This window comes from Paraburkholderia sp. GAS82, assembly GCF_050436285.1.
GTDB lineage: Bacteria > Pseudomonadota > Gammaproteobacteria > Burkholderiales > Burkholderiaceae > Paraburkholderia > Paraburkholderia phenazinium_B.
On record NZ_JBNDLX010000017.1, the window covers coordinates 61073 to 76030 of the forward strand.

Here is a 14958-nt window from a genome sequence, read left to right on the forward strand (position 1 = left end):
CAAAGCAAAGGCCCGCCAATTGGCGGGCCTTTGCTTTGTTCAGTCATGCGTATTCTGGCGATTCGGACGCTCAGGCGAACGAATAAAACACACGGAACGCCACTTTGCGCTCGGCCCAGAATTCGGAGGCCTCGCGGAATACGTCGAGCAGCGTTTCGCGCCCTTCCTTATCGAATTTCTGTGCCACCGGCAGCGCCTCCAGCACGATGACGAAACCCGGTTGCGCACCCGCCTTGGCGACCAGATCGGTCAGGCAATCGTAGAGGGCATCGTAATTTTTGCCGAAGTGCTTCGGAAACAGAAATGACGTCGCAATCGTTTCGAGAACTTCTTGTTTGGACTGCGCGTTCGCGCAGAACGCATACAGAAAGTGCTGGCCGAGCTGGCTGGCCTCGTCAGCGAGATCCTGCACGCGAAAGGCGCGGATCGACTGTACGATGTTCGGTCGTACGGTCTTGAAAAGACTCATAGGCCCCTCGTTCGATGAAAGCACAGTGCTGGCTTCGCTCTGGGTGTCCCGTCCGTCACCGGCCGTGCGCATCTGCATGACGCGCTGAAACATATTGCCGTCGCCGGCCGCGAAAAGATCCGTCGCGACTCCGGAGTCGTGCGCGTAGACGTTGTCGCTCATGCCGTTCATCCCGATGTCATTCAACAATACGATTAAAACTGGTGTAGTGGTCGTCCGAGTAGAAGCAATTATCGGTGCGCTGCAGCGGACCCCCACAGACAATGCGACGCGCGCCGCGATTGTGGGCGCGCGGCGTAGGAACGGTGTATTCGTGATAATAGCCGCGCCGATGCGGTGGCAGCAGCCCTTCGCGGTTGCCGAATACGATCCCGTCCTTCTCATACGGGTAAGGCCCGCCTGCGGCAATCAAGTTCAAAGTATTGACTGCTTCACGCGGTAACTGCGCGACCGCGATGGTGCCCTGCACCTGATTGTCGCCATTGCTGGGCGCCGAATAGTCCCGCGCAAACGCGCTGTTGACCAGACCCCCGCACAAACCGCCAAACGCCAGGGCGCCGATCAGCACGCCGTTGCGGAGCCACTTGCGTGCCATGAATCAGGTTCCCGCTGTCAGATCACGAGTTTGACGACCATGAAAGACGTAAGGGTATCGCTAATGGTCTCTGGAATCAACGTTCGTTCGGCGAACGAAAGGTTCCCATGTTGCGGGAACACGCCGCTCAAGCAATCTTGACGACTTTTGACAGATTTTTATAGCTTGGTCAAGATAAAATTAGCCTCGACGGTAAGGTGCGGGATGGGCGAATCTGGCCGCTCTGTTTCGCGCACAGTGAGGTGGATTTACCGTCGTGTTTGGTCTTTATTGGGTGACAATCCCCTGTTTGCCCAAAGGCGTGCCCATTGCGGGCACGCCTTTTTTTTCGCCTTGCGGCGCTCGTGTGGGCTATCGCCGCTTAGCGCGCAGCGATCACGTCTGCCACCAGCAGCGCCGTCATGTTGACGATCCGGCGCACCGTCGCCGAAGCCGTCAGCACATGGACCGGCTTGGCCGCGCCCAACAGGATCGGGCCAATCGCGATGTTGTTGCCGGCAGCCGTCTTCAGCAGGTTGTAGGAAATGTTGGCCGCGTCGATGTTCGGCAGGACCAGCAGGTTCGCGTCCCCCTCGAGCGTCGATTCGGGCAGCACTTCGCGGCGCAGGTTGTGATCGAGCGCGACGTCGCCGTGCATTTCGCCGTCTACTTGCAGGTCAGGCGCGCGCTCGCGCAGGATCTCGAGCGTGTCGCGCATTTTCTGGGCAGTCGGCGCGTTGCTGGTGCCGAAGTTGGAATGCGAAACCAGCGCGATCTTCGGCTCGATGCCGAAACGGCGCACTTCCTCGGCCGCCATGATGGTGATCTCGGCGAGCTGCTCAGGCGTCGGATCGACGTTCACATGAGTGTCGACGAGGAAAATCTGCCGGCCCGGCAGCACCAGTCCGTTCATCGCGGCGTAGGTGTTGCGGCCTTCCTTCTTGCCGATCACCTGGTCGATAAAGTGCAGATGGCGATGTGTCGTGCTGACCGTGCCGCAGATCATGCCGTCGGCCTCGCCCTTCTTCACCAGCATCGAGCCGATCAGCGTGGTGCGGCGGCGCATTTCGAGCTTGGCCATCTGCTCGCTGATGCCCTTGCGCGCCATCATCTTGTGATACGTCTGCCAGAAGTCGCGATAACGCTCGTCGTGGTCCGTGTTGACCACCGTGTAGTCCTGACCGTTGATCAAACGCAGGCCATAGCGCGCAATGCGCTGCTCGATCACCGCCGGACGGCCGATCAGGATCGGCTTGGCCAGCTTTTCGTCGACGATGATCTGCAAGGCGCGCAGCACGCGTTCTTCTTCGCCTTCCGCGAACACAATGCGCTTCTTCTCCGGCTCGACGCCACGGGCGAGCTGGAAAATCGGCTTCATCGTCGTGCCGCTGTGGTAGACGAACTGCTGCAGATGCTGCTCGTACGCGTCCATATCTTCGATCGGACGCTCCGCCACGCCTGATGCCATCGCGGCCTTCGCAACAGCAGGCGCGACCTTGACGATCAGACGCGGATCGAACGGCTTCGGAATCAGGTAAGCCGGCCCAAACGACAGGTCCTGGATGCCATAAGCCGTCGCGACGATGTCGCTCTGCTCCTGACGCGCCAGCTCAGCAATGGCATTGACCGCAGCAATTTCCATTTCCCGCGTTACCGTCGTCGCGCCCACATCCAGCGCGCCGCGGAACAGGAATGGGAACACGAGGACGTTGTTCACCTGATTCGGGTAATCGGTACGGCCGGTGCACAGCACGGCATCCGGGCGCACTTCGAGTGCCAGTTCCGGCAGGATTTCCGGCGTCGGATTGGCCAGTGCCAGAATCAGCGGCTTGTCCGCCATCTGCTTGACCATGTCCTGCTTGAGCACGCCCCCAGCTGACAGGCCGAGAAAAACATCCGCGCCGCCGATCGCTTCCGCCAGCGAGCGGGCGTCGGTTTCGCGCGCGAAACGCTCCTTGTCCGGATCCATCAGCTCGGTACGGCCCTTGTAGACCACGCCGGCCAGGTCGGTCACGGTGATGTTCTCGAGCGGCAGTCCGATGTCGACCAGCAGGTCCAGACACGCTAGCGCGGCAGCGCCTGCGCCGGACGAAACCAGCTTGACCTCCTTGATACTCTTGCCGACGACCTTCAGGCCGTTGGTGATCGCCGCCGCAACGACGATAGCCGTGCCGTGCTGGTCGTCGTGGAACACCGGGATCTTCATGCGTTTGCGGCATTCGCGCTCGACGATGAAGCAGTCCGGCGCCTTGATGTCTTCGAGGTTGATGCCGCCAAAGGTCGGTTCGAGCGCCGCGATCACTTCGACCAGCTTGTGCGGATCGGACTCGTTCAACTCGATATCGAACACATCGATGCCGGCAAACTTCTTGAACAGCACCGCCTTGCCTTCCATGACCGGCTTGGATGCGAGCGGGCCGATATTGCCGAGACCCAGTACCGCTGTGCCGTTCGTCACAACGCCGACCAGGTTGCTGCGCGAGGTGAAGCGCGCGGCATTCAACGGGTTCTCGACGATTTCTTCGCACGCGAACGCGACACCCGGGGAATACGCCAGTGCGAGGTCGCGCTGGTTGATCATTTGCTTGGTCGGCGCGATCGCGATCTTCCCGGGGGTCGGGAATTCGTGATAATCGAGAGCGGCTTCGCGGAGTTTGGTGTTGACGGGATTCGACATAAGGCGGGCTTGGAGTGCGGATTAGAATAGATACTCGACGGCATTGTAGCGCCATTCCCCATCGTGATTCCTGCAATCAGGGACATAGCTGCCGCGACTGAAATAAAGCGAAAGTTTTCGTGCCTCCGTGGTCGCGATCATTGCCGCGGCGCAGCAATTTAACCGTACAATGCGCGCCGTTGGCCGCTGCTAAAGCGCTTTTCCGTGCACGGACCTCTACTATGCTCTCCGAGTTTTCGCTAATCGACCGTTTTTTTGCGCGCCGCGCCGACGCCATGGGTCGGCGCCTTGAACAGGGGGAACTCGGCATCGGCGACGATTGCGCATTGCTGGCGCCGCGTCCTCGCGAAATGATGGCGATTTCGACGGACATGCTGGTCGAAGGACGTCATTTCTTCCCAGATATCGATCCGCACGCCCTCGGACATAAAGCATTGGCGGTGAACCTCTCGGATCTGGCCGCGATGGGCGCGCAGCCGCAAGGGTTCACGCTGGCGTTCGCCCTGCCGGAGGCGCGCGAAGATTGGCTCTCCGCGTTTAGCGACGGCCTCTTTGAACTTGCAGAACGCTATGGTTGCGACCTGATCGGCGGCGATACGACCGCCGGACCGCTGAACCTGTGCATCACCGTTTTCGGCAGCGTCCCGCCACAGTTGGCGCTGCGCCGCGATGCAGCCAAGCCCGGCGACGACATCTGGATTTCCGGCACGCTCGGCGACGCGCGCGCGGGGCTGGGCGTGATACGCGGCGAGTGGTCAGCCGGTGAGACGGACGCTGCGACATTTCGCCGCGCCCTTGAACGCCCCGAACCGCGCGTCGAACTGGGCCTGGCGTTACGCGGTATTGCACATGCCGCGCTCGATATCTCCGACGGCCTCGCCGGCGACCTCTTGCATATCCTCGAACGCTCGCAACTCGAAGCGCGGGTCGACGCCGACGCCGTGCCCCGCTCGAATGCGCTGCGCAGGCTGCCCGCCGAAGTGCAACGCCGCTGCACACTGGCGGGCGGCGACGACTACGAACTGTGCTTCACCGCGCCGGTGAGCGCGCGCGCAGCGGTCGAAGAAGCTGGTCACAAGGTAAATCTTCCGCTCACCCGTGTCGGTACAATAAACGCTCCTGGGCCATCGGCAAACGGCCCTGCGATCCATTGGCATGACGCAACCGGTGCCCCGCTCACCTTGACCTTGCAAGGCTTCGATCATTTCCATGCAGACTGAACCCTCGCTCGGCCCAGCCGACGAATTGTCCGACGGCCCGTTAAGCGGAGAGCCGCCGGAGTCGCCCGAGCCCCGTCCTGTCCGGCCGCGCCGGGCCACCGCGCGTTTCATGCTGACGCATCCGCTGCATCTGATCTCGCTCGGTTTTGGCAGCGGCCTGTCGCCGATCATGCCCGGCACGGTCGGCACGCTGTTCGGATGGGCGTCGTTCGCCGTGCTCAACCGCTATCTGACGGTGCTCGACTGGGGCGTGCTGATTATCGTCGGCTTTTTCGCCGGCATCTCGATCACCGCCTTTACCGCGAAAAAGCTCGCCATCGACGATCCATCGGCAATCGTCTGGGACGAAATTGTTGCGTTCTGGCTGGTGCTGCTGATGGTGACCCCGATCACTTTCACCGGCCAGGTGTGGTCCTTCATCCTGTTCCGCTTCTTCGACATGGTGAAACCTCCGCCTATCCGTTACTTCGACCGCAGACTGAAAGGTGGTTTTGGCATCATGTTCGATGACCTGGTCGCCGCCTTTTTCACTTTGCTCGTGATCGCGCTGTGGCGCATGGCGGTCTGACCGTCACACGTTTTTCCGGACCTACGCATGGCTACCGATTCCGTCGTCCACCAACTCGCTATCCGCGTCAGCAACCGGTTGCGCGACGAACGCCTGATGCTCGTGACCGCCGAGTCCTGCACGGGCGGCATGGTCGCAACGGCGATTACCGACATCTCCGGCAGCAGCGGCTGGTTCGAGCGCGGCTTCGTCACGTATTCGAATCAGGCCAAGAGCGAAATGATCGGCGTGCCGCCGGATCTGATCGAAAAACACGGGGCAGTCAGCGAACCAGTCGCCCGCGCGATGGCCGAGGGCGCGCTGCGCAATAGCCGCGCGCAGGTGTCGCTGGCGATTACCGGCGTGGCCGGCCCGAGCGGCGGCACCGAGACGAAGCCGGTCGGAACCGTGTCGTTCGGCTGGACCAACCGGCTGCATACGTCGGTGGAAACGGTTGTATTTAAGGGTGACCGCGAGAGGATCCGCGTGCAGGCGGCGGCGCATGCGCTGCGCGGACTGCTAGCGTTGCTCGACGAGCGCGAGCGATAACGATGCCGGTTTCCTCGTTGGCTAAAGACGATCTGGTTCGGCGCTTCGAATTGCAGGCGCATCCTGAGGGCGGCTACTTTCGCGAAACGTATCGCTCGGCGGCGAGGGTGGATCGTGATGGGGCCGGGACTGGAGAAACGCGAGCGGCGTCTACGGCGATTTACTACCTGTTATGCGACGGCGCGCACTCGGCATGGCATCGGATCAAGTCCGATGAAGTCTGGCACTTCTATGCTGGCGAGCCGCTGCTGGTTCACGTTCTTGATGAGAATGGGCAACTGGTCACGCATCGGCTCGGCAACGCACTGACGCATCCTGGCACCGTGTTTCAGGCGGTGGTGCCAGCCGGTTTGTGGTTTGCAGCGGAATGCGCAGATCCAGCGACGTTCGCGCTGGTCGGTTGCACGGTCGCACCGGGGTTCGAGTTCAGTGAGTTTGAACTGGCTGATGTCGACGCACTGCGAAGCGCCTATCCGGCGCAGGCGGAATTTATCACGCGGCTGGGGCCGACGGCGCCGATCGATTAGCGCCTAGGCCGCTTCCAGTTCCACGTGCACTCGTCGACCCAGTGCGGTGGCAATGTTCACCAGCGCATCAAGCGAAAAGCGCGATACACGGCCACGCAGTAAATCGTTGATGCGAGGCTGCGTCACACCACAATGCGACGCCGCTTCCACCTGCGTCCATCCGCTCGATTTAACAAGCTCGGCGATCTGCTGCATCAGTTCGGCGCGAGTACGCAAATTGGCAGCCTGCTCCGGCGTATCAGCTAGTGCGTCCCAGACGCTGGCGTAGGTTTCGGTTCGAGTCATTTCACACCCCTCATCAGTTCGTTATATCTCGCCTTGGCAACGTCTACATCACGTTGCGATGTGGCCTGAGTTTTCTTCTGGAAGGCATGCAATACATACACCGCTTCGGCCACGCGAGCGGTGTAAACAACACGGTAAGTGCCAGACTCATCCCAGACACGAAGTTCCTCTACGCCCCTGCCAATCGAAGGCATGGGCTTAAAGTCGTCCGGCTGGTGACCTCGTTGCACTTTGTCTAACTGATAACCCACGTCCTGCCTGGCGTCTTCAGGGAACTCGCGCAAGCACTTCAGCGAGTCTCCAAGAAATCGCACTGGCTTCATGAACGAAATTATATCCAAATGGATATAATTCGCAAGAGGTCATCTGCGCTAGCTCGCCCTTCCCTCACCGATACCCGTTAATCCGATCCCGCGTTTCCAGCGCCGCCTTCGCCGCGGCCTGGGCGTAGTCGTCGCCCTTGCCCGCATAAATAATCGCGCGCGACGAATTGATCAGCATGCCCGTACCCGCCGCGGTGCGCCCCGCATTCACCGTTGCCTCGACATCGCCGCCTTGAGCGCCGATGCCCGGAATCAGCAGCGGCATCTCACCGACAATGCCGCGCACCACTTCGATTTCCTTCGGGAAAGTCGCGCCCACCACCAGCCCGAGCTGGCCGCTCGCGTTCCACTTCTGAGCCGCCAGTTGCGCGACCACCTGATACAGCGGACGCCCCGCCGTATCCAGAAACTGCAGATCGGAGCCGCCCGGGTTCGACGTCCGGCACAGCACGATCACGCCTTTACCCTCGTGTTCCAGATACGGCTCGATCGAATCGAAGCCCATATACGGATTGACGGTCACCGCATCGGCCTGGTAGCGCTCGAACACCTCGCGTGCGTATTGCTCGGCAGTGCTGCCGATATCACCGCGCTTCGCATCGAGAATCACCGGCAGGCCCGGATGTTGAGCATGAATATGCGCGATCAACTGTTCAAGCTGGTCTTCCGCGCGATGAGCGGCAAAGTACGCAATCTGCGGCTTGAATGACGAGGCATAAGGCGCGGTCGCGTCGACGATCGTGCGGCAAAACTCGAAGATCGAATCGGCGCGGCCGGCGAGCGCACCCGGAAATTTCGCGGGCTCGGGATCAAGGCCGACGCACAGCAGCGAATTCGTGCGCTGCCAGGCGTCGTTGAGTGTCTGGATAAAAGTGGACATATCGGGCTCGCGGCGGGCTGATGAAAGAAGTGGCGCGCGTATTCTACCCGTCCTCGCGCAGAGCACGGCGGGCAGGCTGCCACCTCCTCTCACTGCCGGCGCGAACCCCGCGCCCCTGCCGCTGCGCGCAAGCCGGTCCGTTCGACCGTAAACCGGAACGAGCGGCGCAAGTGCTCGCCGCGCGCCAGCATGGTCATGCCATGGGAGGCCGCCCCGCCGGGCAGGTTCATCGCATTAATCGGATGATCGACCGGCTCGAAGCAAAAGAAATCCTCGCCCGGCGGCGTGTAGAGCACGTAGTAGTCGGTGTCCGAGGCAATCGTCAGCGACAACCGCCGCTTCGGCCAGACCACCGCGGCCTGTCCGCTCCAGCCGGTAAACGCGTGATTGACGATGGTCTGCGGCAACGGATAGGCCACGCCGAACTGCCACGCCGGCGGCGCCGGCACGTGACGCAGCGGCAGCCAGTCGTCACCCTGCAACCAGAGTCCCGCGGCAGCCGCGGACAGCTCAGTTTGCGCATCGCGCACCAGAAACGGATGGATACCGAGTCCGAACGGCAGCACATCGCGTCCCGTATTCTCGACCTCGAGCGTAATCACGAGCGTCGGGCCTTCGAGCGCATACGTCTGCGTCGCGCGGTATGCGAAGGGCTTGCCATCGCTGCGGTCAAGCGTCAGGCGCACGCGGTCCGGGCTCGTTTCCGCCACACCCCAGTGGGCCAGCCAACCATCGCCATGAATGGGCAGCGGCTCAGCCACACGATTGCGCGGCACGTCGATGCGTCGCCCGCCCACGCCGAAATGACCGCCGCCGATGCGATTCGAGTAAGGCAGCATCGGATAGCACGCCAATTGATTCGGATCGGTATCGGTCGCGACATGACGGCAGCGGCGGAATATCGGCACCAGCGCGCCGTCGCTGCGCCAGTCGAAGCGGGTGATGCCGCCGCCCAGCGACGGCGCCACGTCGAGCCGCAAATGGGTGTTGGCGAGCGTCACGCACGCCACGTCGCCGCCACTCGTCTCACCCACCGCCACCGCCGATGTGCTCGGCCCCGCCAGCACCGGATGGGCGGCGGCCGCCAGCCGGGCGCGGCGCGTCTGTGCAGTCTGGGAATTCTGTGAAGCGGATGCGAGATTCGCTACAGTCATATCAGGCTCCAATCGAGAGGCGTGAGACGTTGCCGTCATCGCTGACGGATGTTTTATTGGTGGGCGCCTTGGCCGGCTGCCTCTTTGAGTCCTTCCTTGCTCAACTCACTCGTCCTGCGTCCTGCACCGCAGCGGTGCGCCCTGAAATACCGCTTCGGGCAAGCCTCGCTGTCCCGGCACGGCCACGAACACGCCGCCCGCGCGGGAATCGCCGGCAAGCGCCGCCGCATCCAGATCGGTACGCGCGCTCGTGATGTACAGCGTGCCAAGCTGTGTGCCGCCCAGCGCCACACAACTCGGTTGCACGGTCGGCACCGTGACGCGCGCGGTTTCGACACCATCGGCGCCGTAGCGCACCACGCGAGCGCCGCCCCACTGCGCATTCCACAGGCCGCCGTCGCGATCGACGGTCGAACCGTCGGGCTCGCCGGTGGCGTCCGCGAGCGTCGTGAACACCCGGTCGTTCGCGATACTGCCGTCCGCGCCGTAATCGCACGCGCGAATCTCGCGGGTCGGCGAATCGCAGTAATACATCGTCGCGCCATCCGGACTGAACGCAATGCTGTTCGAAATCGCGGGCGCCGGCAGCGGCAGGCGCTCGAGCGACAGATCGTGCTTCAAACGGTAGAACCCACCCACTGCGCGTAAGGGCGAACCCTCATCCTTCGTACCGAAGACGAAACGCCCCTGACGGTCGCAGCGGCCGTCGTTGACGCGTGTATTCAAACCCGGCTCGACATCGACAATACGCTCTGTCTCGCCAGTTGCAAGGTCGAAGAACGCGAGATGCGAGGCGAGTCCGAGTAAAAGGTAGTGCGGATTGGCGCAGAGCGCAAATGTCGCGAGCCGTTCCGGCATGCGCCAGAACGTGCTGCGGCCGTCGCGCGGGTCATAGCGCCAGAGCTTCGCGCCTTCGATATCGGTCCAGTAGAAACGGCCGCTGCGCGAGCACCACGTCGCGCCCTCGCCGAGCGTGCATTTGGCGTCGACCAGCAGCGCCGCACGCGTGACAGACACGGCTGCGCTCACGCCCAGCCTCCATCCACGACGAGGTCCTGCGCGGTGATCATGCTGCTGTCGTCGGCGGCAAGGAACAGCGCCATACGTGCCAGATCAGCGGGCATCAACTCGGCATCGATGCACTGGCCATCCTTGATCGCACGGCGCCCCGCATCGTCGAGCCACAGGCGCTTTTGCTTCTCGGTCATGACCCAGCCCGGCACCAGTGTATTCACGCGGATATTGAAGTGGCCGAGATCGCGCGCCAGACCGCGCGTGAGGCCCTGCACGGCCGATTTCGACATCGTGTAGACCGGAAAACCACCCTGCTTCAACATCCAGCTAATCGAGCCGAGATTGATGATCGAACCGCGTCCGGCCACTTTCATGTCGTCCATCACGGCCTGCGCCACAAAGAACTGGTGGCGGATGTTCACGGCAATAGCCGCATCGAAAAACGCCGGCGTCACCTCTTCGATCTTGTGACGCTTGTCGTTCGCAGCATTGTTGACGAGCACCTCGACCGGGCCGAGTGCCGCTTTGACATCGGCAACGGCCTTGCGCAGTGCGTCGAGGTCGGTCAGATCGCAGGACAGAAACAGCGGCTTGTGACGCGAATCGCCGAGTTCGTCCGCAAGCGCCTCGCCGGCGCTCGCGTCGATATCGAAGAAGGCAACCCGCGAACCCTGTGCCGCAAAATGCTCGACGAACGACGCGCCAATCCCGGTCGCGCCGCCCGTGATCAACACGGTGCGGTCTACAAGACTCGGATAACGCGCGTACACGTTGTCCGCCTGGCGGGCGTTGGCATTGGCAGGTGACGACATCGTTCGTTTCCTCAGAAGGCAGTTAGTCAGACGCCGCGCGTCAATCGCGCGAGCCGCGGTTCTTCAGCTGGTCGAGCAGCACGGCAGCGAGCAGGATCGCACCGCGCACCAGGTACTGGTAGAACGCGTCGATATTCAAAAGGTTCATCACGTTTTCGACCGTGCCCATGATCAGCACGCCGATCACCACGCCCGAAATCGTCGCACGGCCGCCCAGCAGCGAGACGCCGCCCAGCACGCACGCGGAGATCACGTTCAGCTCGAAGCCTTCGGCAGCGTTCGGCTGACCCGAGGTGATACGCGAGGCGAGGATCACACCGGCCAGCGCGGTCACCGCGCCTTGCACCAGGAAGATGTACACACGGGTGCGCTCGACGTTGATACCAGCGAGACGCGAGGCTTCCGGATTGCCGCCGATTGCCAGCGTGTTGCGGCCATACACGGTCTGGTTAAGCATCACGCCGAACACAACGAAGCACAACAGCGTGACCCAGATCGGCAGCGAGACGCCGAACATCGACAGGCCGCCCAGCGCGATAAACGTATCAGACGACACGCCCACCGCCTGACCATGCGACACGATAAAGCCGAGGCCACGGACGATTTCCATCGTCGCGAGCGTGGTGATCAGCGCATTGATGCGCAGGTACGCAATCACAGCGCCGTTGATGAAGCCGATCACGCCACCCGCCACGACCGCTGCAATGATGGCGATAAACGTGTTACCCGTCGCGTTGAGCACCATTGCGCACAGCACGCCGGCAAACGCCACGGTGGAACCCACGGACAAATCGAAGTCACGTGAAGCGAGACAGAACATCATCGTGCACGCCACCATGCCGATCTGCGAGATCGACAGCGCGAGCCCGAGCATGTTTTCGATCGAGAAGAAGTGATCGACGGTCAGCGACATCGTAATGAACATGATCGCGAAGATCACGATCAGGCTGTAGTCGGTGACCTGCTGCCACCATTTCTGCTTGTCGTTGCTCTGCGGAATCAGCGCTTCGGCGGCACTCTTGGCGGCCTGTTGCGCGAGGTTTTCTCTGGCTTGCATTTGATTTACTCCTCCCGTTTTCGTCACGGGCTGACGGGTTATTGGGGACTTGCGTCCGGTCGGTGGTCGATATCAGGCCGCTTCGGGCGCGGCGGCTTGCGGTGCGGTCGAACTTTGCGGCAATGCGAGACTCAGCACTGCCTGCTCGTTCGCCTTGCTGCGCAGCAATTCGCCGGAGATGCGCCCCTGCCGCATCACCACGATCCGGTCGGACACGCCGAGCACTTCCGGCAGCTCCGACGAAATCATCACGATCGCGCAACCCCGTTCCGCAAGCTGATAAATCACGTTATAGATCTCATGCTTCGCGCCGACGTCAATGCCGCGTGTCGGTTCGTCGAGAATCACCACTTTCAGATCCGGCTCCGCGAGCCAGCGCGACAGAATCGCTTTCTGCTGATTGCCGCCGGAGAGAAAACGGATCTTCTGGCGACGGCTCGGCGTCTTGATCTTCAGCAGCTTGATAAAACTGTCCGCTGTTTGCGCTTCTTTCTTGCGGTTCAGGAAGAAACCCGCACGCAGATAGTGGCGGCGACAGCTGATGTTGATGTTCTCGGACACGGTCGCCATCGCGACGATGCCCTCTTCCTTGCGGTCTTCCGGACACAGCACGATGCCGTGGCGAATCGCTTCGCCGGCGCTGCGCACCTTGATCGGCTTGCCGTCAAGCACGATCTCGCCGTTCTTCTTGCTGTCGGCGCCGTACACGAGGTGCATCAATTCGCTACGGCCCGCGCCCACCAGACCAAAAAAGCCGACGATTTCACCGCGCCGCACTTCGAAGTTGGCCGGCTCCTTGAGCGCGTGCCCTTCGATCCCCTTGGCGGCAAAGCGTACTTCGCCGAGCTCGCGCGGCTTGTAGCTATAGATGTCCGAAATCTCGCGGCCGACCATTTCGGCCACGATCGTGTCGCGCTTCACGCCTTCCAGCGTCGGATGCGAGGCCACCTTGCGGCCGTCGCGGAAAATCGTGCAGGCGTCGCACAACTCATAAATCTCATCCATCCGGTGCGAGATATAGATCATCGCCCGGTTGTCGGCGCGAAGGTCGCGCACCAGTTTGAACAGCACCTCGGTCTCGCTGTGCGACAGCGAGCTGGTCGGCTCGTCCAGCGCGATCACACGCGCATTGCGCAGCAGCGCCTTGCAGATTTCCACCATCTGACGCTGTGCGATCGAGAGCCTGCGCAGCTTCGCGTTCGGATCGAGCGCCACGCCCATCGCTTCGAGCCGCTCGCGCACGAAGCGTTTGGCTTCGCGCTTGTTGACCCAGCCGAGCGAGTTCGGCAACTGGCCAAGCAGCAGGTTTTCCGCGACCGTGAGGTCGGGCACGTATTGCAGTTCCTGGTGAATCACCGCGATTCCGGACGCAATCGACGCGGCCGCGCTACCGAAGCGCACCTCGTTGCCGTCGATCAACAGGCGGCCGGAATTCGGCTGATATTCACCACCGAGAATCTTCAGCAAGGTCGATTTCCCCGCGCCGTTCTCGCCCATCAGGCCGTGCACCTGGCCGACGTTCACGTCGAAGGACACGCCGTCGAGCGCACGCACGCCTGGGAAGACCTTACCAATATTGTCAAAACGCAGCGTCGCTGACACTTCGCCTCCTGTTGCATCCTGTGAACCGAGCGGTCCGGCGCGTTTCTCCCGCGTCGCCGGCACATCGGTTTGTCTCTACTGCTGTTGCGCCTGCGAGCACGGCAATTGATCCGCGCCTTGCATGTGCTGCCGGGACGACCAGGCGCCGGATCATTGCTGTCCGGCGCCCAGCCGCTGCACGTCTATTAAAGACTGCTTACTTCGATGCCAGACCCATCTTTTCACGCACGTCCGCGACGTTGTCACGCGTGGCCAGCATGCCGGTCGTCAGCGTGAGTGCCGGCGGTTCCTTGCCTTGCGTGATCCAGTCGTACATCAGCGTCGAGGTTTCTTCGCCATGGCGCTTCGGGCTGATGATGACGGTGCCGTAGAAGCCCGTCGGCGTCGGCTTCTTGAACTCGTTCAGAGCCGAGTCCGAACCACCGATACCGATGCCGATCATGTTGTCGGCCTTGAAGCCACGGCCTTCCGCTGCACGCACAGCGCCGAGCACGGCTTCGTCGTTCAGGCCGTAGGCGATCCAGTGCTTGAATTGCGGGTTCTTGGTGAGCGCGATGTTGGCGGCGTTGAAAGCGTTTTCCGTATCGGTCTTCGCTTGCGGCGCTTCGATCACGTTAGCCTTCGGGAAGCCGGCGGCCACGAGCGCGTCGGTTGCACCGCCGGTGCGGTCGACTGCGGTCGGCAGCTGGTTGTAGGTCACGTCGATCGCGCCCACGTCCTTCATGTCCCAGCCACGCTTCTTGATTTCCGCAGCCAGACCGTCGCCGACCTGCTTGCCGATGTTGTAGGCCGAAATGCCCATATGCGGCACCGATGCGATCGGCTTGCCGGCACCGTCGACGAGGCGGTCGTCAACCGTCATCATCTTCAGTCCGTCAGCCTTCGCCTTGGCGACGATCCCCGGTCCAAGCTTGACGTCCGGCGTGCAGATAATGAAACCCTGCGCCTTCTGTGCAGCCAGGTTGTCGATCGCGCTCATGACCTTCTCGCCGGAAGGAGCACCGATTTTCACCAGCGTGAAACCCTTTTCCTTGGCAGCGATCTCGGCGAACTTCCATTCGTCCTGGAACCACGGTTCTTCCGGCTGCTTCACCAGAAAACCGATCTTGACCTGATCGGCGGCCTGGACGACCGGTGCATTGAACAGCACCCCTGCTGCTGCAGCTGCCAGCGTGAGGAAAATTCTACGTTTCATGTTGCAGTCTCCTGACTAATTAGTAGATAACGAGAAGGTATCGGCCGCGTCTTCTTATCCGGTCCTTGACACA

General features: G+C 61.9%; 16 protein-coding genes. 4 read left to right on the forward strand and 12 right to left on the reverse strand.

Features of this window, described 5'->3' with window-relative positions; genetic code table 11:
• Window positions 1-70 precede the first annotated feature (70 nt).
• The 3 genes from P3T17_RS36125 to P3T17_RS36135 form a co-directional block, all read right to left on the reverse strand.
• Complete coding sequence (locus tag P3T17_RS36125) at window positions 71-640, reverse strand: barstar family protein (RefSeq protein ID WP_174567496.1); 570 nt, start codon at window positions 638-640, stop codon at window positions 71-73.
• Between the two features lie 7 nt (window positions 641-647).
• Entirely contained in the window at window positions 648-1064 is a 417-nt protein-coding gene (locus P3T17_RS36130; protein WP_429286616.1) for a ribonuclease, read from the reverse strand.
• 361 nt (window positions 1065-1425) lie between these two features.
• Window positions 1426-3720 (reverse strand): NADP-dependent malic enzyme, encoded by a 2295-nt coding sequence (locus tag P3T17_RS36135; protein WP_074262492.1) that lies wholly within the window; start codon window positions 3718-3720, stop codon window positions 1426-1428.
• A gap of 221 nt (window positions 3721-3941) precedes the next feature.
• Between P3T17_RS36135 and thiL the strand changes: the two genes are divergently transcribed.
• The 4 genes from thiL to P3T17_RS36155 are packed head-to-tail and all read left to right on the forward strand — an operon-like array spanning window position 3942 to window position 6563.
• Window positions 3942-4940, forward strand: a complete 999-nt coding sequence (thiL, locus tag P3T17_RS36140; protein ID WP_429411727.1) for a thiamine-phosphate kinase — start codon at window positions 3942-3944, stop codon at window positions 4938-4940.
• Window positions 4930-5508, forward strand: a complete 579-nt coding sequence (locus tag P3T17_RS36145) for a phosphatidylglycerophosphatase A family protein (RefSeq protein WP_429411729.1) — start codon at window positions 4930-4932, stop codon at window positions 5506-5508. The genes thiL and P3T17_RS36145 overlap by 11 nt, the downstream gene beginning before the upstream one ends.
• A 27-nt stretch (window positions 5509-5535) precedes the next feature.
• On the forward strand, window positions 5536-6036 hold the full coding sequence (locus tag P3T17_RS36150) for a CinA family protein (protein WP_074262495.1): 501 nt from the start codon (window positions 5536-5538) through the stop codon (window positions 6034-6036).
• A gap of 2 nt (window positions 6037-6038) precedes the next feature.
• Window positions 6039-6563, forward strand: a complete 525-nt coding sequence (locus tag P3T17_RS36155) for a cupin domain-containing protein (RefSeq protein ID WP_429411731.1) — start codon at window positions 6039-6041, stop codon at window positions 6561-6563.
• 3 nt (window positions 6564-6566) lie between these two features.
• Here the strand turns inward: P3T17_RS36155 and P3T17_RS36160 are convergent, their stop codons facing one another.
• The 9 genes from P3T17_RS36160 to P3T17_RS36200 form a co-directional block, all read right to left on the reverse strand.
• A complete protein-coding gene (locus P3T17_RS36160) occupies window positions 6567-6848 on the reverse strand; it encodes a helix-turn-helix domain-containing protein (RefSeq protein WP_074262497.1) in 282 nt (93 codons plus the stop codon).
• Window positions 6845-7171 (reverse strand): type II toxin-antitoxin system RelE/ParE family toxin, encoded by a 327-nt coding sequence (locus P3T17_RS36165; RefSeq protein WP_074262498.1) that lies wholly within the window; start codon window positions 7169-7171, stop codon window positions 6845-6847. The genes P3T17_RS36160 and P3T17_RS36165 overlap by 4 nt, the downstream gene beginning before the upstream one ends.
• Window positions 7172-7235: 64 nt before the next feature.
• On the reverse strand, window positions 7236-8051 hold the full coding sequence (gene pyrF, locus P3T17_RS36170; protein WP_429411733.1) for an orotidine-5'-phosphate decarboxylase: 816 nt from the start codon (window positions 8049-8051) through the stop codon (window positions 7236-7238).
• A gap of 89 nt (window positions 8052-8140) precedes the next feature.
• A complete protein-coding gene (locus P3T17_RS36175; protein WP_429411735.1) occupies window positions 8141-9205 on the reverse strand; it encodes an aldose 1-epimerase in 1065 nt (354 codons plus the stop codon).
• Window positions 9206-9310: 105 nt separating this feature from the next.
• Entirely contained in the window at window positions 9311-10234 is a 924-nt protein-coding gene (locus tag P3T17_RS36180) for an SMP-30/gluconolactonase/LRE family protein (RefSeq protein WP_429411737.1), read from the reverse strand.
• On the reverse strand, window positions 10231-11031 hold the full coding sequence (locus P3T17_RS36185; RefSeq protein ID WP_429286623.1) for an SDR family NAD(P)-dependent oxidoreductase: 801 nt from the start codon (window positions 11029-11031) through the stop codon (window positions 10231-10233). Before P3T17_RS36185 ends, P3T17_RS36180 begins: the two co-directional genes overlap by 4 nt.
• Window positions 11032-11071: 40 nt before the next feature.
• Window positions 11072-12088 carry an L-arabinose ABC transporter permease AraH gene (gene araH, locus P3T17_RS36190; RefSeq protein WP_074262503.1) on the reverse strand — a complete coding sequence of 339 codons (1017 nt, stop codon included), beginning with the start codon at window positions 12086-12088 and terminating at the stop codon, window positions 11072-11074.
• Between the two features lie 72 nt (window positions 12089-12160).
• The gene (gene araG / locus P3T17_RS36195; protein ID WP_429286624.1) at window positions 12161-13690 is read right to left on the reverse strand and encodes an L-arabinose ABC transporter ATP-binding protein AraG; all 1530 of its coding nucleotides are present in this window, start codon (window positions 13688-13690) and stop codon (window positions 12161-12163) included.
• Window positions 13691-13886: 196 nt separating this feature from the next.
• On the reverse strand, window positions 13887-14885 hold the full coding sequence (locus P3T17_RS36200) for an arabinose ABC transporter substrate-binding protein (RefSeq protein WP_074262505.1): 999 nt from the start codon (window positions 14883-14885) through the stop codon (window positions 13887-13889).
• Between the last annotated feature and the right edge of the window lie 73 nt (window positions 14886-14958).

Excerpts from the sequence above, each read along its gene's own strand:
- P3T17_RS36130 (WP_429286616.1), bottom strand. The coding sequence starts at position 1,064 with ATGGCACGCAAGTGGCTCCGCAACGGCGTGCTGATCGGCGCCCTGGCG.
- P3T17_RS36135 (WP_074262492.1), bottom strand. The coding sequence starts at position 3,720 with ATGTCGAATCCCGTCAACACCAAACTCCGCGAAGCCGCTCTCGATTAT.
- P3T17_RS36200 (WP_074262505.1), bottom strand. The coding sequence starts at position 14,885 with ATGAAACGTAGAATTTTCCTCACGCTGGCAGCTGCAGCAGCAGGGGTG.
- P3T17_RS36175 (WP_429411735.1), bottom strand. The coding sequence starts at position 9,205 with ATGACTGTAGCGAATCTCGCATCCGCTTCACAGAATTCCCAGACTGCA.
- P3T17_RS36150 (WP_074262495.1), top strand. The coding sequence starts at position 5,536 with ATGGCTACCGATTCCGTCGTCCACCAACTCGCTATCCGCGTCAGCAAC.
- P3T17_RS36185 (WP_429286623.1), bottom strand. The coding sequence starts at position 11,031 with ATGTCGTCACCTGCCAATGCCAACGCCCGCCAGGCGGACAACGTGTAC.
- pyrF (WP_429411733.1), bottom strand. The coding sequence starts at position 8,051 with ATGTCCACTTTTATCCAGACACTCAACGACGCCTGGCAGCGCACGAAT.
- P3T17_RS36160 (WP_074262497.1), bottom strand. The coding sequence starts at position 6,848 with ATGACTCGAACCGAAACCTACGCCAGCGTCTGGGACGCACTAGCTGAT.
- araH (WP_074262503.1), bottom strand. The coding sequence starts at position 12,088 with ATGCAAGCCAGAGAAAACCTCGCGCAACAGGCCGCCAAGAGTGCCGCC.
- thiL (WP_429411727.1), top strand. The coding sequence starts at position 3,942 with ATGCTCTCCGAGTTTTCGCTAATCGACCGTTTTTTTGCGCGCCGCGCC.
- P3T17_RS36145 (WP_429411729.1), top strand. The coding sequence starts at position 4,930 with ATGCAGACTGAACCCTCGCTCGGCCCAGCCGACGAATTGTCCGACGGC.
- P3T17_RS36155 (WP_429411731.1), top strand. The coding sequence starts at position 6,039 with ATGCCGGTTTCCTCGTTGGCTAAAGACGATCTGGTTCGGCGCTTCGAA.
- P3T17_RS36165 (WP_074262498.1), bottom strand. The coding sequence starts at position 7,171 with ATGAAGCCAGTGCGATTTCTTGGAGACTCGCTGAAGTGCTTGCGCGAG.
- P3T17_RS36125 (WP_174567496.1), bottom strand. The coding sequence starts at position 640 with ATGAACGGCATGAGCGACAACGTCTACGCGCACGACTCCGGAGTCGCG.